Source organism: Micromonospora sp. WMMD710 (assembly GCF_029626045.1).
GTDB lineage: Bacteria > Actinomycetota > Actinomycetes > Mycobacteriales > Micromonosporaceae > Micromonospora.
This window is the reverse complement of sequence record NZ_JARUBD010000001.1, coordinates 3152959-3172613: the sequence shown is the minus strand read 5'-3', so window position 1 is coordinate 3172613 and position 19655 is coordinate 3152959. Positions and strand designations below refer to the sequence as shown.

General features: G+C 69.8%; 18 protein-coding genes. 9 read left to right on the top strand and 9 right to left on the bottom strand.

Annotated features, from left to right (window positions below):
- Positions 1-21 precede the first annotated feature (21 nt).
- Together O7620_RS14505 and O7620_RS14500 are read right to left on the bottom strand one after the other, a co-directional pair.
- A complete protein-coding gene (locus O7620_RS14505; protein ID WP_151488211.1) occupies positions 22-711 on the bottom strand; it encodes a hypothetical protein in 690 nt (229 codons plus the stop codon).
- Positions 708-1013 (bottom strand): hypothetical protein, encoded by a 306-nt coding sequence (locus O7620_RS14500; RefSeq protein ID WP_278123438.1) that lies wholly within the window; start codon positions 1011-1013, stop codon positions 708-710. The genes O7620_RS14505 and O7620_RS14500 overlap by 4 nt, the downstream gene beginning before the upstream one ends.
- A gap of 204 nt (positions 1014-1217) precedes the next feature.
- Here O7620_RS14500 and O7620_RS14495 point away from each other — a divergent pair, with 204 nt between their 5' ends.
- From O7620_RS14495 to O7620_RS14480, 4 genes are all read left to right on the top strand, one after another.
- Positions 1218-3056 (top strand): hypothetical protein, encoded by a 1839-nt coding sequence (locus O7620_RS14495; RefSeq protein ID WP_278123436.1) that lies wholly within the window; start codon positions 1218-1220, stop codon positions 3054-3056.
- Positions 3053-3631 carry a type VII secretion system-associated protein gene (locus O7620_RS14490; protein ID WP_278123434.1) on the top strand — a complete coding sequence of 193 codons (579 nt, stop codon included), beginning with the start codon at positions 3053-3055 and terminating at the stop codon, positions 3629-3631. Before O7620_RS14495 ends, O7620_RS14490 begins: the two co-directional genes overlap by 4 nt.
- A gap of 278 nt (positions 3632-3909) precedes the next feature.
- Entirely contained in the window at positions 3910-4410 is a 501-nt protein-coding gene (locus O7620_RS14485) for a sigma-70 family RNA polymerase sigma factor (protein WP_225854151.1), read from the top strand.
- Positions 4407-5120: a zf-HC2 domain-containing protein gene (locus O7620_RS14480; protein ID WP_278123433.1), complete on the top strand. Its 714-nt coding sequence runs from the start codon at positions 4407-4409 to the stop codon at positions 5118-5120. The genes O7620_RS14485 and O7620_RS14480 overlap by 4 nt, the downstream gene beginning before the upstream one ends.
- A gap of 72 nt (positions 5121-5192) precedes the next feature.
- Here the strand turns inward: O7620_RS14480 and O7620_RS14475 are convergent, their stop codons facing one another.
- The 3 genes from O7620_RS14475 to O7620_RS14465 all read right to left on the bottom strand — a co-directional run bounded on the left by O7620_RS14475 (position 5193) and on the right by O7620_RS14465 (position 8932).
- A complete protein-coding gene (locus tag O7620_RS14475) occupies positions 5193-6119 on the bottom strand; it encodes a hypothetical protein (protein WP_278123432.1) in 927 nt (308 codons plus the stop codon).
- 109 nt (positions 6120-6228) lie between these two features.
- Complete coding sequence (locus O7620_RS14470) at positions 6229-8118, bottom strand: penicillin-binding transpeptidase domain-containing protein (RefSeq protein ID WP_278127006.1); 1890 nt, start codon at positions 8116-8118, stop codon at positions 6229-6231.
- A gap of 85 nt (positions 8119-8203) precedes the next feature.
- Entirely contained in the window at positions 8204-8932 is a 729-nt protein-coding gene (locus O7620_RS14465; protein ID WP_151488204.1) for a tetratricopeptide repeat protein, read from the bottom strand.
- Between the two features lie 397 nt (positions 8933-9329).
- On the opposite strand from O7620_RS14465, the gene O7620_RS14460 reads away from it, so the two are divergent.
- Positions 9330-10100, top strand: a complete 771-nt coding sequence (locus O7620_RS14460; protein WP_278123430.1) for a GNAT family N-acetyltransferase — start codon at positions 9330-9332, stop codon at positions 10098-10100.
- Between the two features lie 303 nt (positions 10101-10403).
- Complete coding sequence (locus O7620_RS14455; RefSeq protein WP_278123429.1) at positions 10404-10640, top strand: hypothetical protein; 237 nt, start codon at positions 10404-10406, stop codon at positions 10638-10640.
- Between the two features lie 43 nt (positions 10641-10683).
- Here O7620_RS14455 and O7620_RS14450 read toward each other — a convergent pair whose 3' ends face one another.
- The 3 genes from O7620_RS14450 to O7620_RS14440 form a co-directional block, all read right to left on the bottom strand.
- Positions 10684-12510, bottom strand: coding sequence for an acyl-CoA synthetase (locus O7620_RS14450; protein WP_278123428.1), 1827 nt, complete (start codon positions 12508-12510; stop codon positions 10684-10686).
- 16 nt (positions 12511-12526) lie between these two features.
- Positions 12527-14167 (bottom strand): fatty acyl-AMP ligase, encoded by a 1641-nt coding sequence (locus tag O7620_RS14445; protein ID WP_151493066.1) that lies wholly within the window; start codon positions 14165-14167, stop codon positions 12527-12529.
- 98 nt (positions 14168-14265) lie between these two features.
- Positions 14266-15138, bottom strand: a complete 873-nt coding sequence (locus tag O7620_RS14440) for an alpha/beta hydrolase (RefSeq protein WP_278123425.1) — start codon at positions 15136-15138, stop codon at positions 14266-14268.
- Positions 15139-15448: 310 nt separating this feature from the next.
- Here O7620_RS14440 and ilvC point away from each other — a divergent pair, with 310 nt between their 5' ends.
- A complete protein-coding gene (gene ilvC / locus O7620_RS14435) occupies positions 15449-16462 on the top strand; it encodes a ketol-acid reductoisomerase (RefSeq protein WP_151493064.1) in 1014 nt (337 codons plus the stop codon).
- 70 nt (positions 16463-16532) lie between these two features.
- On the opposite strand, the gene O7620_RS14430 is transcribed toward ilvC, so the two are convergent.
- Positions 16533-17222 (bottom strand): TMEM175 family protein, encoded by a 690-nt coding sequence (locus O7620_RS14430; RefSeq protein WP_278123423.1) that lies wholly within the window; start codon positions 17220-17222, stop codon positions 16533-16535.
- A gap of 376 nt (positions 17223-17598) precedes the next feature.
- Here O7620_RS14430 and O7620_RS14425 point away from each other — a divergent pair, with 376 nt between their 5' ends.
- Both O7620_RS14425 and O7620_RS14420 read left to right on the top strand, forming a co-directional pair.
- Positions 17599-19125: a non-reducing end alpha-L-arabinofuranosidase family hydrolase gene (locus O7620_RS14425; RefSeq protein ID WP_278123422.1), complete on the top strand. Its 1527-nt coding sequence runs from the start codon at positions 17599-17601 to the stop codon at positions 19123-19125.
- A 160-nt stretch (positions 19126-19285) separates the two neighbouring features.
- Positions 19286-19645, top strand: coding sequence for a VOC family protein (locus O7620_RS14420; RefSeq protein WP_278123421.1), 360 nt, complete (start codon positions 19286-19288; stop codon positions 19643-19645).
- The last annotated feature ends 10 nt before the right edge of the window (positions 19646-19655 follow it).

Genomic DNA, 19655 nt, shown 5'->3' with positions numbered 1-19655 from the left:
CCCCTGACGTGTCCTCCCGGATCAACTGCCGGCCGCGGCCTCCCCGACGGACTCCGTGACGGCGGTCAGCGCCGGGAGGTCGTCATCCCAGGTGAACTTCAACGTCTCGGTGATCGCGCCGAAGAGTTCGAAGATGTCCTCCGCCTCCGCGAGGTTCGGGCTCGATCCGGTGACCACCACGACGTCCGCCGAACCCGGCATGGGCACGACGGTGTGCATCACCGCGCAGCGCATCGTCGCGCCGTCCTGGGTGACGTTCTGGATGCCGTACACCCGGCCCACCGTGCCGATCCCCGGAATCTCGGCGGTGCTCACCCGCCGCCAGGTGCCGTCGGCCCGGGCCGGCTGCCCCACCGCGGTCAGGGCACCGAGGATGTCGCCGCTGGCCGGCGGAGTCGCCACCGCGACCAGCACCGTCGCGGTGAGCGGGCCGTCCTCGTACAGCTGGAAGACACCAGCCGCGTGGACGGCACCGGACCGCCGGGCCTCGCGTACCGATCGGCGCACCTGCTCGGCGTACCGTCCCGCCTGGTCGGCGGTGAAACCGCCGGCGACGGCGTCCGCGCGCGCCCGGTCGGCCAGGCGGTTCTCACTCGCCTCGTCGGCCGTCGAGAAATCGACCCACGCCTCGGGGGTACGCAGGTGGAAGCCGGTCGGGATGGAAGCGGGAGCGTGGGTGTCCGTTGCCACGCCACCCTCGTCGCCGCTCACTGCGCCGCCTTCTCGTCCGGCGCCGTCAACGCGTTGACCGTCTGCTGATCGGCTTCCCGGAACGCGTCGGCGACAGCCTTCGCGGCATCACGCACCCCTTCGAGGTCCTTCGCCACCACATGCCGACCGTCACCCCACCGCTTCTCGAAGTGACGGGCGGCATTCTCCAGGTCGCGCTGCCCGAGCGTGTCCACCACCGCGCCCATCGACCTGACCGACGCGCTGTCCATCAGTTCCTTCGTGCGCTGTAGCAGCTCGTGGACCCGCTCCAGTTCCGCACCGGGTACGTGGATCACGCTCATCGCCCCAACCCCCCCGGCCGGCATGCCATCCCGTTCGCTCATCTCCGCACCCCTCTGACGTCACGGCACCTTCGCCGTACACGGATCGGCAGGCGGAGCGGTTCAGCGGCGGTGCTGAACCGATCTTCGGCCGGCTACGTGTGCGAGTCGGCTCCCGTCGGATGGCTCGGGCGCCGGCCTGACGATGCGATGGGGAGGTTCGTCATGACGCGTCCGGGTGACGTCGAGTGGTCGGTGTTGCAGCTCGATTCGGATCCGGTGCCGGGTGATTCGGAGTCTTTTCAGGAGATCACGAGGGCGTATCAGGAGCTGGCGAGGACCACTCAGGAGGCGCATGACCTGTTGGCGTCGGGGAGTCAGGTCGATGTTGGTCAGGGCAAGGCGATGGAGGCGTTTCGGGATCTGATCGGCAAGCTGCCCGGGCGGTTGGACGGGATGGCGAATTCGTACGCCGCTGCGGCGGACGCCTACCTGCGCTATCTGCCGTCGCTGGAGGAGGCGCAGGCGATGTCGCTGCGTGCTCTGGATCAGGCGCGGCAGGCGGCGGGGGATCAGAGTGCGGCGCAGGCGGCGGCCGCCTCGGCGGTGGTGGCGCTCGCCGCGTTGAACGCCGATGCCGCCCCGGACGCGAAGGAGCAGGCCACCGATGACGCCACCGCCGCCCGCAACCGTGCCGCCGATGCTCAGCAGGCGTTGGACGGGGCGAAGGCGTTGCTCGGTCAGGCGACGGCGTTGCGTGATCAGGCGGCGCGGACGGCGGCGGTGGCGCTGGACCAGTTGGCGAAGGACGCGCCGCAGCGGTCGCTGTGGGACAAGATCGTTGAGGCGTTTCACGCGTTCGTTGATTTTCTGCGGAGCACGGTGATCGAGTGGATCACCACGATCCTGGACGTGCTCTCGGTGGTGGCGTCGTTCATCTTTCCGCCTCTGGGTTCGGCGATCGGCTTCCTCTCCGGCGCGATCGACCTCGCCGCGGCCGCCGTCGGAGGCGATCCGGCCGAGATCGCCCTCGCCGCCGGTGGGTTGGCGCTTGGTCTGGTGCCGGGTGGGCGGATCATCAGCCGGGTCATCAAGGTCGCCGGCAAGTTGGGCAAGGTACGCCCCGGCAGCGTCGCGGACGGCATCAAGAACAGCACCAAGGAAGTCACCGGCAACCGCGGTGTCGCGGACGTCAGCGGCGCCGCCGCCACACCGGGTCGCGGGATCGACGCGAACGTCACCCGTCTCGGTGTTGGCAAGACGATCAAAGGCGTGTTCAACCGGGTCGGTCAGAAGATTTCGGATCTACGCTTTGATCGTGACCTCAAGGCAGCTCAGAAGAAGGCCGCACAGGATCCCACCCTCATCATCGGGCAGAGCAGTAAGGGCCGCCTGACGACCTTTCATGCCTCGGACGTCCGGTCCGTGCCACTGACGAACAGCGACGGCAAGCAGATTGGCGTCCTCTTTCCCAGTACGGCCAACGACACGGAGACTTTCACCGACTGGGCGAGGATGGAGGCGAACGTTCCTCTCGGCAGCAACCTCGGCGGCTCTTTGAACGTTGGAGGGGCCAAGCTGGTTCGAACGATCGAAGGCAAGAGTGCCCCGTTGAGCACCGACCAATTTGATCTTGCACCCTGGGCCCGACTGAAGAGTCCGCCCATCTTCATCCTCGCCCACGGTGATCCGCACTCCGTCGACATCACCCTCAACGACGGCAGGGTGTTGTCGGTGCCGGGCAGGCAGTTCGGCAAGCTTGTGCACTTCGACGAGGTTTTCCAGGCTGCCGCAGGATCGAACAAGAAGGGATCCATCGTTCTGGTCTCCTGCAACTTCGCCAATCCTGCGGGAAGCGCCGGTCAGGATTTCGCCGACGTGATGCGGGATCTCGGCAACAACCGGAAAGTCTTCGCGTCGACGGAAGTCGTGCAGGCGAGCCGCGGCGTCGACGTTGACGGCCTGTTTACCGAACCCGGCAAGAGCATTGCCAACCTGACGGTGGAGAGCATGGGCAGTTTCCAGGAGATGAAGCCGGGCGTGACGAGGGATGTGACGAAATGACGGAGCAGGTCGAGGGCGAACAGCAGCGGAACTGGATGCTGCTGCTGGACGAGGAGTTGGCCGGGCCCGACGGCGCGGACGCCGACGCGGCGCAGATGCCACCGGTGGAGTACATCGTCGGTGGTTGGCTGGTGGAGTCGGACGGCACCGTCGGCCGTTTCACGGCCAACCCGCTGTACCGGCCGAAGGATCCGGAGGCGCCCACGAGCCCGGTGGACGCCACGGCGAGACTGGTCGCCACCGGTCGCGTTGGCGTCGACGCGGTGCTGCTGGCACTGCGCGACAGCCTTGTCGAGGTGGCACTGGACAGCGAGGGTCACGCCATCGTGACGCCGGCACCGGACGGCGTTCCCTGCGTGCTGGTCGCGACCAGCGCTACCGACCAGGCTCGGGTCGACGCGGCCGACTGGCGGCAGGTCGACCTGGACGAGTTGCTGGCGCTGCTGCCGGACGGCGTCGACGTCCTGCTGAATCCGGGCGGGCACCGCGCGATGCGGTTGTTCGCCGACGCGTTGCGCGACATCGCCGCCGAGGGTGTGCCTCAGGGCGGCGAGCCGTGGCCGTTCGTCGAGTAGGGCGTCGTGGAACCGCTTCCCGCTGGGCTCGGATCGATCGTCCGAGCCCAGCGGGGAAGGGCCGCGGGACGTATCGGTCACCGCTGACGTCTCGAATCGGCCTCAACGTGGGTCGGTAGACAATTTCTCGGGTGATCAACAGGCCCTGAGAACGGGGAGCGCATCCTGAGGACCCGTGAGCATTCGGCGGGAACGCCGGCGACGTGAGGGTCAGCAAAAGGGTGGTAGCTATGGCGGGATCGGGACCTGTTCGTCGGCGCGAAGTGGCAGGCGAAGCATTGGTCCGGTCCATATTCGAGGAGCACGGACGCGCGATGCTCGCTTACGCGACACAGTTGACCCGAGATCGCGCAGCCGCGGAGGACGTGGTGCAGGAGGCGCTGGTGCGCGCCTGGCGTCACCCCGACAGCCTCGTCAACGGCAAAGGCTCGGTGCGAGGGTGGCTGCTGACGGTCGTCCGCAACATCGTGACCGACACTGTACGCGCGCGAAGGGCGCGGCCACCCGAAGTGCCGGAAAGCCCGACCGAGGCGGCGACCGAACGTGACCTCGCTGAGCAGGTGGTGAACTCGATCGTGGTGACGGACGCGCTCAACCATCTCTCCCGCGAGCATCGACAGGTGCTGGAGCAGGTGTACCTGCTCGGGAGTACAGTCGCGGAAGCCGCCCAGGCGCTCGGTATCCCCCCGGGCACCGTGAAGTCTCGCTCCTACTACGCACTCCGGGCGCTCCGCGATCTCGCCGAGCGTCCAGCCGGGGTGGAACGGCCTGCCTCATGACGTCCGACAGTTCATCGCCCCACGCCGACCAGCTGGACATCGGCGGGTACCTGCTCGGGGCGCTCGACCCGGAGGAGACCCGCCGGGCCGAGGAGCACCTGACAGGTTGTGCGGAGTGCCGGGCCGAGGTCGAGTCGTTGCGGACGTGGTCGGGCGCGCTCGAGAACGTACCCGACGTGATGCTGCTCGACGGTCCGCCGGAGGACGGCGATCTTCTGTGGCAGCGCACCCTGCGGCAGATCCGCAGCGAGGCGGCCGACCAGCGGCGGCGCCGCCACGCGATGACCGGTGTCGCCGCGGCGGTCGTCGCGTCCGCGGTCCTCGGCGGAGTCCTCCTCGGCCCGGCGGGCGACGAGGCGCAGGACGCGACCGCGCAGCCGCAGCCGAGCGTGACGGCCGACCGGGGGAGCCGGACGGCCAGCGCCGCCGATGCGACCACCGGCGCTCGTCTCGCGGTGGCCGTGCAACCGGCTCCCGGCTGGGTACGCCTTCACGCGACAGTCTCCGGCATCCCGCAGGGCCAGCGGTGTCGGCTCCTGGTTGTCGGCAGGGACGGCAGCACGGTCCTGGCGGGCAGCTGGCTGGTGTCGGAGCGGGGCGCCGGCGAGGGCACCACGCTTGACGGCAGTGCCCTGATCGACCCGACCGAGGTCGACAGCGTCCGGGTGGAGACCACCGACGGCACGGCGTACGTCAGCGTGAAGCTCTAGCCCGAACGCCCCCGGACAGCATGACGCCGGCCCGGCCAGTTGGCCGGGCCGGCGTCCACGCCGCCGCACAGGTCAGCCCAGACGGACCGAGACGACCGCGTTGTCGAAGTCGACCGTCGCCAGATCCGCGACGTCGCCGTTGATCACCTTCGAGCGACCGGTGCAGTCCTGGCCCGTCCAGATCTTGAGCGAGCCGGGCGCCGCCACGGAGGAGGCGACACCCGGACGGCTCAGGTTCTTGCAGCCGGTGCCTGCCACACCCTGCGAGCCGGCGCCGTCGCCGAAGGCCGGGTCGTCGAAGAACACGGCGCTGGTGGCCGGCTGGGCCGGCGCGGTGTCGGGTGCGGGCTCGTCGCCGCCGGCCACGCCGGCCTTCCCACCGGTCGGGGTCACCCCGAACCAGGTGCCGCCGACGCCCTGGCCGTTGGTGTCACCCGGCTTGGTGTCCTTGGCGAACCGGTAGATCGGCCAACCGTTGATGGTGACCTGACGGCTGCCGTCCGCGCGCGCGACCGTACCGACGGCCTCCTTCCGGACCCCGGCGACGAAGATCTTGCCGCCCGGGGAGACGGTGACCGGCGGCCAGGTGACGGCGCAGTCACCGTCGCAGTTCGAGACCGGCGGCTTGTTGCTGTCCTTGTCGAACCGGTAGAGGGTCAGCCCGGCGCCGTTGACCACGACGGGGTCGAGCTTTCCCGCCTTGCTCGCCGTCAGCTGGACCCAGCGCTGGGCGGATTCCTGAGTGGCCCCGGTCGCGACACCTCCGTTGGGCACCGCCCAGTCGCCGGTACCCGGCTGCGAGTTGTTGGACTTCGCCGTGCCGGGAACGAGCGCGAGGCCGCCGACGCCGGCCCCGCCATTCGGGGACGCCGCCTGGCTGGCGCCGAGGTCGGCGGCACGGGCCGGGCCGGGCGGCACCTGGTTCGAGCCGCACGCCGTCAGCGTCGCCGCGCCGGCGGCCAGCAGGGCGACGAAGGGAGTCAAGTGCTTGCGCATCATCCGGGGTTCTCCAGTGGTTACCCGGGCTCCCAGGATGTCCGGAAGCCGTTCGCCATCCACACGGCGCAGGTCCGCGATCGGTTCAGGCTCGGGCCGGGTACGCCTCGCGTCAGCGGGGGAGCGCGCGGAGGAACCGTTCCGCGATCGGGATGGCGGACGTGGCGCTGGATCCGCCCCCCTCCACGAAGACCGCGAACGCCACGTCGCCCTGCCAGCCGACGATCCAGGAGTGGGCGTGGGCCGGGTTGTTGTCGTACTCGGCGGTGCCGCTCTTGCCGTACACCGCCTTGCCGGGCACGTCCTTGAGCGCGTTGGCGGTGCCGTCGGTGATCACCTCGCGCATCATGGCCCGGACCGCCTTGACCGAATCCGGCTTCAGCTCGATGCGCGCGGCCGGTGCGGCCGGTGCCGGGTCCAGCAGCAGCTTCGGCTGCTCGAAGTGCCCACGGGCGACGGCCGCGGTAGCGGCGGCCATGGCCAGTGGGCTGACCAGGGTGGTGCCCTGCCCGAACGCGGCGGCGGCCTGTTCGGCGGGCGACCCGTTCGCCGAGACCTTGCCGGTGAACACGTCGACGCCGAGGTCCCACTTCCCCTCCAGCCCCAGGGATCGACCGGCGAGAGCCAGCCCGTCACCACCGAGCTTGGGTGCCAGGGATGCGAAGGCGGTGTTGCAGGACTTGGCGAAGTCGGTGCGGAACGGCACCCGGCCGAGCACGAAGTCGTGGGAGTTCTTGAACGAGCGGCCGCCCACCGAGAGGGACTTCGGGCAGTCGACCATCGCGTCCGGGGTCACCGCGCCCCTGTCCAGCAGGCCGAGCGCGCTGACCATCTTGAACGTCGAACCAGGTGGCACCTGAGCGTCGAAGGCCAGATTCGCACCGGCCGCGCCGGGACCGTTGGCGGTGGCGAGCACCGCGCCGTCGCTGATCCGTACCGCCACAACGGCGGCCCGCCGCTGCTCGGCACGCAACGCCGCGTCCGCCGCGTTCTGGGTGGCGACGTCGAGGGTGGTCGTCACCGCCTGCCCCGGCTCGGGCTCCCGGTGGAACACCTCGGTGCCGGTCGGCGTCGGCTTGCCGTCCTGGCCCGGCCGCTGGACGGTCACGGTCAACCCGGACCTGCCGCGCAGCCGGTCGTCGTAGCGCTCCTGGAGACCGCCATGACCGACCAGATCACCGACGACGTACTTGTCGGGATGGGCGGCCAGGTCGTCGGCCTGCACCGAGTCCACCGAGCCGAGCAGCGCGCGGGCGAACTCCCGCGTGGGCGCCAGATCGAGCTTCTCGGTCCGGAACGTGGTGCCCGGCAGGGCCTGGAGGCGGGTTTTGACCTGCTGGTACGCCTCGTCGCGCAGCGTCACCACCTCGACGAACGCGTCCGGGTTCGCCTGCGCGAGCCGCTTCGGCAGGTCGGCGACGTCGACGGCGGGTACCAACGTCGGACGGATCGCGCCGAAGGCGGCGTCCAGCTCACCGACCAGCTTCTGCACGTCTGTCACCTGGTTCGGCTGCACGCCCACCCGCACCACCGGCCGGGGTGCCACGATGGGCTTGCCGGCGGCGTCCAGCACTCCGCCGCGGGGGGCAGCGTCGCGGCGCAGCCCCAGCCGGTCTCCCGTGGCGAGCTTCTCCTGTACCAGCTGCGGTTCCCAGATCACCCGCCACGTGTCGTCGCCGTCGCGGGTCAGCCGCACCGGCCGGTCGTACGTCCAGTGGGTGTCGCCGGGCAGCGTCCAGTCCACCCGGATGGCGGCGGTCGCCGTGTCGTCGTCCACCTTCGGGTCGCCCTGCCGGCTGACGGTAGGTGGGGTCGGGGCCAGCTCACCGGACAGTTCCTTGAGTTGCCGGGTCACCTCGGCCGCCGGCAGCGCGGCACCCGCCGGGTCGACGAAGGTGACCGCCCGCAGGTCACCGCTGCGCCAACCGGCCGCGAAGGCGTCCACGCTGCCCTCGGGGCCGGTGTCGTCCGAACAGGCCGTCAACACGCTGCCGGCGATCATCGCCACGGTGATCGCGGTGAGCGACCGTCGGAGGTGGCCAGCACGCGGTGGGTGAGACGGATGCAGCACGCGGTTTCTCCTGCGTTCAGTGGTGATCGTCGTCGAGCACGGTACGCGGGTCCAGGTGCTTGCCCCGCGCACGCTCCAAGGCGAAGGCGTTCACGCCGAGCGCCTTGACCCCGACGGTACGCACGGCGGCGAGGTCGGCAGCGTCGTCGGGGTCCGGCACCTGACCGAGCGCCGCGAACGCGGCCTCCGCGACGCCGCTCAGCCGTGCCGCGCGTGCGTGGTCACCCTCGGTGGAGGCGAGGACGGCACCGGCCAGGCAGACGTACGGCACGAAGTCGGTCCAGTCGTTGCGGAAGATCCGCTCGCGGCTCTCGGCCAGCAGTTTCCTCGCCACGTCGAGGTTGCCCAACCCCAACTCGCAGAGCGCGAGGTTGTGCATCTCGGTGGCGACCATCCTGGGCTGGTCCAGAACCTCGTTGAGCGCGATGCTCTCCTGGTACAGCACGCGGGCACGGCCGAGGTCACCGGACATGCGCGCCACCGCGGCCAACACGTGCCTCGGCCGTTCCTCCAGGCTCCGGTCGCCGGAGCGCAGGGCGACTCCGAGTGCTTCCCGGGCTCGGGCCTCCCCGCCGGACAGGTCGCCGCCGCGGAGGGCGACCCTGGCGAGGCTGTACCGGGCCTCCACCTCGCCCGCCGGGTCGCCGGCTTTGCGGGCACGCTCGATCTCGGTCTCGCTCATGCGCACCACGGCGTCGGTCTCACCCCGCCGGAAGGCCGAGCGGACATCGTCACTGAAGCTCACGAGTCGTTCCTCAAATCCGTCACTCGCCGGCGGTATGCCCCCGCACCGCGTACCCGCCGACCGCCCTCTCGTCGACCCTCGGCCGGGACGACGCTAGCCCGGACGACTTGACAGGCTCTTACCCGTGCTGACCGGCGTGACCATTGCGGCGAGGTCGACGGGGCGAGCCAGTGCGTCCGTTTCCGCATCGTCGCAACCGACATCACCCGTGGTGCCCCCTTTCCGGAATCGGTGCGGCCCTCGTTTTCGGCTGCAGAAGCTCTTCACAATGCGTCGCTAGAGTTGCCGCCATGCTGTCCGGCAATGCGGCCGTCGACTGCGCAGTGCCGGGTCAGGCGCGTACGAGGCACCCGAACGCGGCACCAGTATGTTCGAGAATTCAGAAATAGAGGATCTGATGGACGCGACGCGTTCCCTGCGCGATCTCGAGCCGCAACTCGCGGCGAACCGGCGTTACTGGACCGGCTGGGCCGGCACCGACTCGAACGCCGATCCTGGGGCGGATCTGACCGTCTACCGCTCCGACATCGCGCACATCCTGCTCAATGGGGTCCTCCGGGTGCGGGACGTGCCGCTCGACGCGGCGGTCGCGGAGGCGGAGCGGCAGTTGGCGGGTACACGGTGGGCCTGGTGGGTCGGCGCCGACAGCGACGAGGGCACCGCCGAGGGCCTGCTCGCCCGCGGCGCCCAGCAGGTCGGCGACATGCCGGTGATGGCGATCGACGTCACGACCGTCGACGACGTGGACACGCCCGCCGAGCTGAAGATCAGCACGGTGACCGAGCCGGCGGAGATGCGGGAGTACGTCGAGGCGTACGCCGGGCCGCTGGGGTTCGAGCCGGGCAGCATCGACTCCGTGGTCGACCGGGAGTTGGGTTTCGGCTACCCCGACGTGGTCCGGCTCGCCGGCATCGTCGACGGCAGGACGGTCGCCACCTGCACGGTGTCGCTGGGCACCGAGGTCGGCGGCATCTACTGCGTCGCCACTCACAGTGATTATCGCCGGCGTGGCATCGCCACTGCTCTCACCGCCGAGGCGCTGCGCATCACCCGCGAGTCCGGGCGGCGCATCGCCACCCTGCAGGCCAGCAGCGACGGCGAGCCGGTGTACCGGCGTATGGGCTTCGAGGTCGTCACCCGCTACCGCCTGTTCGCCCTCCCGCAGTAGCGCTCGGAGGTCCGTCAGGCACCGCACCGCCCGGCGGACCCGTCAGCCGGGGCGTCGCGTCGTGGCCGAGGAGGGCCGGCCGGCGTTCTCGCCGAATTGTGGCCGGGTTGGCGGTAACCAAACCGACCGGCCAGGACGTCAGGTCAGGTGACGGGGTCGCCGCGGCGGTGGCCGACCGAGGAGGAGTAGGACATGAACGATGTCCGTCGGCTGTTCGAGGACGATCTGGCGAGGTATCCGCTCCGCAGGACCGCGCCTTCGTCATGAACCTGATGGGAAGGTGATCCCCGAGCAGCGATGTTGTTGGGCAGTCGCGACACCTACGTCAAGAACGGCTGGGACAACGTTGACGCCGATGGCGGCCGCTGGCTGGTGAACAGCATCGGGCGGATCGTCGAGCCCGGCCATGACTGGCTGATCGCCGTGCTCTCCGACCATCACGTGAGCCAGAAGGATGGCCTCCGCGTCGTCGAGAAGGCCGCCAGCTATGTGCTTCAGGAAATGCGCGCCGCCACCGCGCACGACGCTCCGGCCGCGTGACAGCCCGCGCCGGGCAGGTCGGCCTGCCCGGCGCGGGGCACGTCTACGTGCTGCGGAGTCGCGACCGGAACGAATAGCGCCCGAGCACCTCCCGGATCCGGTCCGCCTCATCGGTGCCGGCGCTCACCTCGGCCACGGGTACCCCGTCCTCGATCGCGACGACCACCTCGACGCCCGGGATCTCGGCCAAGAGCACCCGGCGGACCGCGTCGGCGCGCAGCGCCGGCTTGAAGTCCTTACCGACGGCCGTGACCGGCAACTCGTCGAGCACGTGGACGGCCTTCGGCGCCACCGCCCGTTCGGCGACACGCCCCGCCGCCCAGCGCGTCAGCTCGTCCTCGCTCGCCTGGGCGCCGGGCCGCAGCGTGACGTAACAGACCGGCACCTCACCGGCGTGCCGGTCGGGTTGGCCCACCGCCGACGCGGCCGCGACCGCGGGATGGCTGAGCACGGCCTCCTCGACGAGGGCCGGGTCGATGTTGTGGCCACCCCGAATGATCACGTCCTTGAGCCGGCCGGTGATGAACACGTAACCATCGGCGTCGACATGGCCGAGGTCGCCGGTGTCGAGCCAGCCGTCGACGACCTTGCCCAGCGGATCCACCACGATGTCGCCGTCCGGCCCGGTCGTGACGTAGCCGGGAAACACCGCCGGGCCGCTGATCGTGATCACGCCGGTCTCGCCCGGCGGCAGCGGGCTGCCGTCGCCCGGCCGGACCGCGCGGATCTGCTGGTACGGCATCCGCAGACCCACCGAGCCCTCGCGTGGGTGCCCGGGCATGATCCGCGCCGAGGCGCAGGTGGCCTCGGTCAGCCCGTACCCGTCGCAGATCGCCACCGACGTGTGGTCCTCGAACGCCCGTCGAACCGTCGACGGCATGGCGGCGGCACCGCTGATCGCGAACGTCAGCGACGAGATGTCCGCACCGCCGATCGGCACCTGGGCCAGCCGCGCGTAGACGGTCGGCACGGCGGACATCGTGGTGACCCGGTACCGCTCGATGAGCCGCCAGAACGCGGGGTAGAGCGCAGGATCCCGGTATCCCAGCGGACCGGGCCAGACCACCCGGGCCCCGGTGACCATCGGCGCCAGCACGGTCACCATGACCGCGTTCACGTGGAACATCGGCAGGCCACCGAGCACGGTCGCGTCGAGGCCGTCGATGCTGGCCGCGCCGCTCCAGGCGACGAACACCTGGCCCGCGTGGGTGTGCGCGGCCAGCCTCGGCGTACCGGTGGTGCCGCCGGTGTGGAAGTAGGCCGCGATGTCCCCGGGTGCCGCCGGCGCGGCGGCGAGGGCGTCGGCGCTCTCCTCGGCCGCGTGGTCCTCCAGGTAGCCGACCGTGACCGCGGCATCGTCGAGGTGCGGCCGTTCCCCGTGCTGACCCTCCGGGCGCAACGCCAGGACGGCGTCCAGGCCGAACCGCTCGCCCAGATGCACGGCGAGGTTCCACAGCGGAACGCTGATCTCCGGTCCGGCGGCGATCAGCACCTTGGTCCGGGCGAGCTGGAGCATCGCCGCGATGGCGTCCGGCGCCAGGACCGGGTTGATCGGTTGTGCGATGCCCACCGCCTCGGCGGCCAGGATCGCGGTGAGCAGCTCACCGCTGTTCGGGCCGAGCAAAGCGACGGCGTCACCGCGCCCGACGCCGATCCTGGACAGCGCGTTGGCAGTTCCGGTCACCCGGCGTAGCAACTGCTCGTAGCTGACCGTCCGGGGCGCGTCGTCGATCCCGCTCAGCAGGACCAGCGCCGTACGGTCGCCGTAGCTCTTGGCCGTCCGTTCCAACAGGGCGTAGGTGCTCGGGGGCAGGTCCCGCGCGGAGAGCGGAACCTGCTCCATGGCGGTCGGGTCGAGGACGGAATTCATTCGAGGTGCCGTCTCGCTAGCGGTTGACGTCGTCGGCGGGTGCCGGCAGCAGCTCGGCGACCAGCGCGCGGGCCTTCACGCGCCGGACCTTGCCGCTGGTGGTCACCGGGAGGGCGCCGGTGGGCACCAGCACGATCACGTCGACCTCGACGCCGTGCTCGGCGCGTACCGCCTCGCGGATCACCGACTCGAACTCGGCCTGTCGCGGGGCGTCCAGCGGAAGCGGTAGCCGTACCTCCGCGGCGACCGCGAGTCGGTCGCCCTTCTCGCCGTACGGCACCACCGCGCACCGGCGCCCGTGCAGCGCGGTGTTGCTGCGCTCGACGGTGTGCTCGACGTCCTCGGGGTGCAGGAGCCGCCCGTCCAGGTCGATCACGTCGGCGAGCCGGCCGGTGACGAACAGCTCTCCCTCCCAGAGGAAGCCCCGGTCGCTCGTGCGCAGGTACGGCTGCTCGTCGAAACCGGCCATCCGGGCCTCGAAGACGGCGGAGCTGTTCTCGCTGCGCCAGTAGCCGCGGCCCACACTCGGCCCGTGCACCCAGATCTCGCCGAGCACGCCCGGCGGTCGCTCGACCAGGGTGTCCGGGTCGACGATCCGCACCGTGAGCCCTTCCGCGCGCCGACCGCAGCCGACCAGCGGCCGCCCCGCCAGGGGTTCCTCGATGGCGAAGCCGGTCTGCAGGGCCTGCCGGTCGAAGCGGACCGTCCGGGGCGTGCCGCCGTAGCGCACACCGCTGACGAACACGGTGCCCTCAGCCAGCCCGAAACACGGCGCCATCGCCTCCGGGCGGAAGCCGGCCGTACCGAAGTGCTCGGCGAACCGGTGCAGGGTGTCCGCCCGCACGGGTTCGGCGGCGTTCAGGACGAGCCGCATCGAACTGAGGTCGAGGCGGGCCGCCTCCTCGGCGGGAACCCGCCGTACGCAGAGGTCGAAGGCGAAGTTCGGCGCCGCCGTGAGGTTCCCGCCGACCTCGCCGATGGCACGCAGCCAACCCGCGGGGTCCTTGAGGAAGCTGATCGGCGGAATCATGGTCGCCGTTCCGGCCCGCAGCGCCGTGAACATCATCAACGCCAGGCCCATGTCGTGGAAGTGCGGCAGCCAGCAGACCATCTGCAGATCACGGATCTGCGGGGCGACGGACCGGGTGAACTCGTCGAGCATCCGCAGGTTCTCGAGATAGTTGCGGTGCGTCACCAGCACGCCCTTGGGTGACCCCGTCGAGCCCGACGTGTACTGCAGCAGCGCCACCTCGTGAGAGGCCCCCTCCGCCGTCCGGTTCGCCGCCAGCGCCTGGTCCACCGTCACGTGTCGGCCGGGGAACACCTCGGCGAATTCGTCGGTGGTGACGACCATCGACGCCTGCGCGTGCGCGGCCGCGCGTTCCCCGGCCCGGCCAGGTGGTACCGGAACGGCAATCGCCCCGGCGTACCAGCAGCCGAACAGGGCCGGCAGGAAGTCCACGTCGGTCGGGAACGACAACACGACCCGGTCTCCCGGAGCGACGGACCTGCTGAGCAGGCCGGCCACGGCACGGGCCCGATGGTCCACCTCGGCCCAGGTGAGCACCTGCCGCCCGACGCGTATCGCCGGCCGGTCGCCGTGCTCCCTGGCGTTGCGCTCCAGGAGCCGAACGAGACTTGCCAGATTCTCCTGCATGATCTTTCCTTCGGTGAATTGCCACGGCGCGGCCGGATCGGCGTACGCTGGCGGTGCGCCGTGCGCCCGGCGGGCGATGGAAAGGCGGGTCCGGGAACCTATTCGCCGCTCTGCGGCGCCGGCCCACGCAACAACCAGGTCACCGCCTCGAGGAACTCGTCGGGCTCCTCGATCTGGCCGAAGTGACCGCTGTTCTCCAGGATCACCAGTCGCGAACCGGCGATGCCCTCGTGGAGCATCTCCGCCCAGACCGGACCGCAGATGAAGTCGTGCCGACCGGTCACGATCACCGTGCGGGCGGCGATCTTCGGCAACTCCGCCCGGTAGTCGATCTCGTACGAGTCGAACCGGGTGATCCAGCTCCTGATGTTGTCCTGGAGGTGCTTGAACTCGGCACGGCGCCCCCACCAGTCGGCGAAGTACACCGGCAGGATCGCGCTGAGGTTCTTGGTCGCCTCCTCGTCGGTCTGCGCCGGCTTGGACCGCCCGATCGCCTCGAGTACCTGCGCGGCCTCCGGGACGTCGGGATGACGCTGCGGGTAGGCGGCCGCAGCGGCCCGCTCCGCCTCCCAGAAGTCCGGGGTCGTGGTCGGGGAGGTGCTGTAGAGGGCGAGACCGGCGACGCGCTCGGGGTGCAGCAGGGCGAACCGCTGGGCGACGAAGCCACCGTGGGAGTGGCCGAGCAGGTGCACCTGAGGCACGCCGAGATGGTCGACAAGGGCGTGCAGGAAGTCGACGTAGGTGTCGACGTAGGTCGCGCCGGCGGGAAGTGGGCCCGAGTCGCCGGTGCCGACGGGCTCGGGGTAGACCATCGTGAAGTGCTCTTCCAAACGAGCGGATCGCAGGTAGGACGAGTCAACCCCGGGGCCGCCGGAATGGGTGATCATCACCGGTCCGGTGCCCGCGACGTGGTAGACCTGGCGGGTGCCGTCGACCGTGAAGCTGTGGACGCCCTCATCGAGGTTGCTCATTGCTCGGAGACTCCTAAGATGGTGAACCGAAGGGGTGAGGTGCACGCGTCTGGAGCGCCTCTGAGCGGCCCGGAACGGAATCCTGAGTACGGCCAGGCTCGCATATTCGGGAAAGATTAGGCCGGCCGACTGGAACACGAGTGGACGCGTACTGGACCGGCACTGGCCCTGCACCGAGCCGTTATGCCACTCGGCGTCAAGTCCTCTTACATTCGCCCCGGCTACCGTCGGTAATTGACGGCCGGCCGTGCGCTGGATGTCCGACATCCAGGCCGTGAGGGTCGGAAGTGGTGGTCTGGAGAGGGAAAGAATGACAGTCGACATGTATTACGACGCGGACGCCGATCTGTCGATCATCCAAGGGCGCAAGGTCGCCGTCATCGGGTACGGCAGTCAGGGGCACGCGCACGCATTGTCGCTGCGCGACTCGGGCGTTGAGGTCGTGGTCGGTCTGCCGACGGGGTCTCGGAGTCGCCCGAAGGCGCAGGAACAGGGTCTGGACGTGCGGACGCCGCAGGAGGCGGCCGAATGGGCCGACACCATCATGGTCCTTGCGCCGGACACCGTGCAGCGGACGCTGTTCGCGGACGAGATCGCACCGCATCTGCGCGCCGGTGACGCACTTCTGTTCGCCCACGGCTTCAACATCCGATACGGATTCATCAAGGTGCCCGCCGACGTGGACGTCGCGATGATCGCGCCCAAGGGGCCGGGGCACCTCGTACGCCGACAGTTCGTCGACGGCAAGGGGGTGCCGGTCCTCGTCGCGGTGGAGCAGGACGCGACCGGAGGGGCCTTCCCGCTGGCCCTGTCCTACGCGGCCGCCATCGGCGGCACCCGGGCCGGCGCCATCCGCACGACGTTCGCCGACGAGACCGAGACCGACCTGTTCGGTGAGCAGGCGGTGCTCGCGGGCGGGGTGACGGCGCTGGTGAACACCGGGTTCGAGGTGCTCACCGAGGCCGGGTACCAGCCGGAGATCGCGTACTTCGAGTGCCTGCACGAGCTGAAGCTCATCGTCGACCTGATGTACGAGGGCGGCATCGCGCGGATGCGGTACAGCATCTCCGACACCGCCGAGTACGGCGACTACAGCCGGGGTCCGCGAGTCATCGACGCTCGCGTGAAGGAGGAGATGGTCCGCATCCTGGCGGAGATCCGGTCGGGTGAGTTCGCCCGTGAGTGGATCGCCGAGGACGATGCCGGCCGTCCCAACTTCCGCAGGTACCGGGAGCAGGCGGCGGCCCAGCCGATCGAGGAGACCGGCCGTGCCCTGCGAGCGATGATGAGCTGGGTCGACCGGCCGATCACCGAGACCGCCTGATCCGGGCGGGACGCACCGCCGATCGGCGCGGCTCCGCCACCAGCGACCCGGACCATCGGTCGTGGACCGGTCAGTCCTGGTGGCGGATCCGCGGCCGATGGAGCAACCCGGGACGGATCCCTTCACTCGTGACGCCGTGGTAGACGATCATCACGACGATGCCGATCAGTCCGAGCACGGGATTCACGAACCAGCCGAGGAGCCCGGCCAGGCCGTAGAGGACGAGCCCGGTGATCGGTCGCGCCTCCTGCGCGCGGACCTGCTCCCGGTCGACATGATCTCCGTGCAGCGCCGGATGGCGGCGGAGATACGCGAAGAACACCAGCCAGGGCGCCGACATCAGTGCCGCCGCGACCGAGTACATGACAACGGCCACCCGTTGGTCATCCCGATCACCGTCGGTGAGGGCCGCGGCCAGGACCGCGGTCGGGAACGGTATGACAACCACGCCGAACAGGATGGCGAGGTTGATCCAGCCGAGCGCGAGGGTGCTGCCACGGACCAGCCGGAGCACCGCGTGATGGTTGAGCCAGAGAACGCCGATGTAGATGAACGAGACGATGAAGGCCAGGAACGACGGGGCCTCGTCGACGAGTGACTCGGCCAGGTCGCCCTCGTGGAAGTCGGGCACCCGCAGGTCCAGCACCAGCAGTGTGATGACGATGGCGAAGACGCCGTCGCTGAACGCCGCCACCCGGCCGGTGTCGGCCAGATCGGGTCCGGGTCGGCCGGGTGGGACGTTTCCCGAAGCCGCTGACATTGCCGCAGGTTAACAGCCAGGCACCGGCCGACTAACCACGATCACCGAATTCCTCGCCCGGGTCCGGGTCGCGGCGGGAACCTCGGCGACCCCGGGCGCCGTAGCCCGCCGCCGTCGGTGTGGTGTGCGAACGGGCGGTGTTCCGTGCGGATTACGACTTGACGAACAGCATGTTATCGCTCACAGTCGATGGACAAGGGCGACGACACCCGCGGCTTACCGGGCAAGCCTGCTTCGTCAACCCCGATTCAGACGTGCGTCTGGACGTGCAGGGGGTCGTGTTAACGCGAACATTCTCGGTGCATGAGTCCGGCCGCGCGACACGGTGCGCCCGCCTCGGGTGAACCGTTCGGCTCCTGGTCACTGGAGGAGGATCATGTCTGCCTTGGATAGGTCTCCATCGATCACACCGCCCTCGGGGCGGCGTCGCGGATGGTTGCTGCGACTCGTCAGCGCTGGCGTGGCCGCGTTGGTGGTCGGTGGTGCCGCCGCGGTGGCGGTGTCGACGCCCGCCGCCGCGGCGACGGTCGACACGAACGCGTGGTACGTCCTGGTCAACCGCAACAGCGGCAAGGCCCTGGACGTGTACAACCTGGCCACGAACGACGGCGCCCGGATCACGCAGTGGGCGCGCAACAACGGCAACCAGCAGCAGTGGCAGTTCGTGGACTCCGGCGGCGGCTACTACCGGTTGAAGTCGCGACTGTCCGGCAAGGTGCTGGACGTCTACAACTTCTCCACGGCCAACGGTGCCAGCATCGTGCAGTGGACCGACGGCAACGGGACCAACCAGCAGTTCCGGTTGGCCGACTCCGACAGCGGCTACATCCGCTTGATCAACCGGAACAGCAACAAGGTCGTGGAGGTGCAGGGTGCCTCGACCGCGGACGGCGGGAACATCGTGCAGTACGACGACTGGAACGGCAGCAATCAGCAGTGGCAACTCGTCCGCGTCGACGGCGGAGGCAACCCGACCACGCCACCACCGAGCGGCACGTGTGACCTGCCGTCGACGTACCGCTGGTCCTCGACCGGTGTGCTGGCCAACCCGAAGTCCGGCTGGGTGTCACTCAAGGACTTCACCGTCGCGCCCTACAACGGCCGACAACTCGTCTACGCCACCACCCACGACACCGGCACCCGATGGGGATCGATGAACTTCGGGCTGTTCACGAACTGGTCCGAGATGGCCTCCGCCAGCCAGAACACCATGAACTCCGCCACCGTCGCACCCACCCTGTTCTACTTCGCCCCCCGCAACATCTGGGTCCTGGCCTACCAGTGGGGCGGCACCGCCTTCTCCTACCGCACCTCCACCGACCCCACCAACCCCAACGGCTGGTCCGCCGCCCAAACCCTCTTCACCGGCAGCATCACCGGCTCCGGCACCGGCCCCATCGACCAGACCCTCATCGCCGACAGCACCACCATGTACCTCTTCTTCGCCGGCGACAACGGCAAGATCTACCGCGCCAGCATGCCCATCGGCAACTTCCCCGGCAACTTCGGCTCCACCTACACCACCATCATGAGCGACACCACCAACAACCTCTTCGAAGCCGTCCAGGTCTACAAACTCCAAGGCCAAACCCGCTACCTCATGCTCGTCGAAGCCATCGGCTCCCAAGGCCGCTACTTCCGCTCCTTCACCGCCACCAGCCTCGGCGGCACCTGGACCCCCCAAGCCGCCACCGAAAACAACCCCTTCGCCGGCAAAGCCAACAGCGGCGCCACCTGGACCAACGACATCAGCCACGGCGAACTCATCCGCACCAACGCCGACCAAACCTTCACCGTCGACCCCTGCAACCTCCAACTGCTCTACCAAGGCCGATCCCCCAACTCCGGCGGAGACTACGGCCTCCTGCCCTACCGACCCGGCCTCCTCACCCTGCAACGCTGACACCACCACGACAGGGCGGGCCCGGCACACCACCGGGCCCGCCCTGTCGTCGCGTGCGGGGAGTCGATCAGGGCTCCGGGCGGCGCAACCGGATCGACGCCCACGTGTGCCAGAGTGGTCCATGCCCTTGAGCGCGTATCACCTCAGAGCCTCGGTCGCCGTGTCCGACATACAGGTGGCGGTCGCCTTCTACGAGGGCAGGCTGGGCCTGGAGGCACTGCGGTCCGGTCCCAGCGCCACCATCGCCGACGGCAGCCGCATCTACGCCTCCGGTGGCGGGCCGGCGCTGAACGTGTACCAGTCGATCACCGCCGGGAAGACCCCGGCGACGCTGGCGACGTGGTACGTCGACGACATCGACCAGATCGTCGACGAGCTGACCTCGTCCGGTGTCGAGTTCGTCCGCTACGACCACCTCGAACACGACGCCCGGGGCATCACCGCGCGGGCCGGAGGCGGACGCATCGCGTGGTTCCAGGACCCGGACGGCAACACCTTCGCCCTCGAAGCCGACGTCTGACCCCGTCGGG

Excerpts from the sequence above, each read along its gene's own strand:
- O7620_RS14500 (WP_278123438.1), bottom strand. The coding sequence starts at position 1,013 with ATGAGCGTGATCCACGTACCCGGTGCGGAACTGGAGCGGGTCCACGAG.
- O7620_RS14495 (WP_278123436.1), top strand. The coding sequence starts at position 1,218 with ATGACGCGTCCGGGTGACGTCGAGTGGTCGGTGTTGCAGCTCGATTCG.
- O7620_RS14490 (WP_278123434.1), top strand. The coding sequence starts at position 3,053 with ATGACGGAGCAGGTCGAGGGCGAACAGCAGCGGAACTGGATGCTGCTG.
- O7620_RS14480 (WP_278123433.1), top strand. The coding sequence starts at position 4,407 with ATGACGTCCGACAGTTCATCGCCCCACGCCGACCAGCTGGACATCGGC.
- O7620_RS14475 (WP_278123432.1), bottom strand. The coding sequence starts at position 6,119 with ATGATGCGCAAGCACTTGACTCCCTTCGTCGCCCTGCTGGCCGCCGGC.
- O7620_RS14470 (WP_278127006.1), bottom strand. The coding sequence starts at position 8,118 with ATGATCGCCGGCAGCGTGTTGACGGCCTGTTCGGACGACACCGGCCCC.
- O7620_RS14460 (WP_278123430.1), top strand. The coding sequence starts at position 9,330 with ATGGACGCGACGCGTTCCCTGCGCGATCTCGAGCCGCAACTCGCGGCG.
- O7620_RS14450 (WP_278123428.1), bottom strand. The coding sequence starts at position 12,510 with ATGAATTCCGTCCTCGACCCGACCGCCATGGAGCAGGTTCCGCTCTCC.
- O7620_RS14445 (WP_151493066.1), bottom strand. The coding sequence starts at position 14,167 with ATGCAGGAGAATCTGGCAAGTCTCGTTCGGCTCCTGGAGCGCAACGCC.
- O7620_RS14440 (WP_278123425.1), bottom strand. The coding sequence starts at position 15,138 with ATGAGCAACCTCGATGAGGGCGTCCACAGCTTCACGGTCGACGGCACC.
- ilvC (WP_151493064.1), top strand. The coding sequence starts at position 15,449 with ATGACAGTCGACATGTATTACGACGCGGACGCCGATCTGTCGATCATC.
- O7620_RS14430 (WP_278123423.1), bottom strand. The coding sequence starts at position 17,222 with ATGTCAGCGGCTTCGGGAAACGTCCCACCCGGCCGACCCGGACCCGAT.
- O7620_RS14425 (WP_278123422.1), top strand. The coding sequence starts at position 17,599 with ATGTCTGCCTTGGATAGGTCTCCATCGATCACACCGCCCTCGGGGCGG.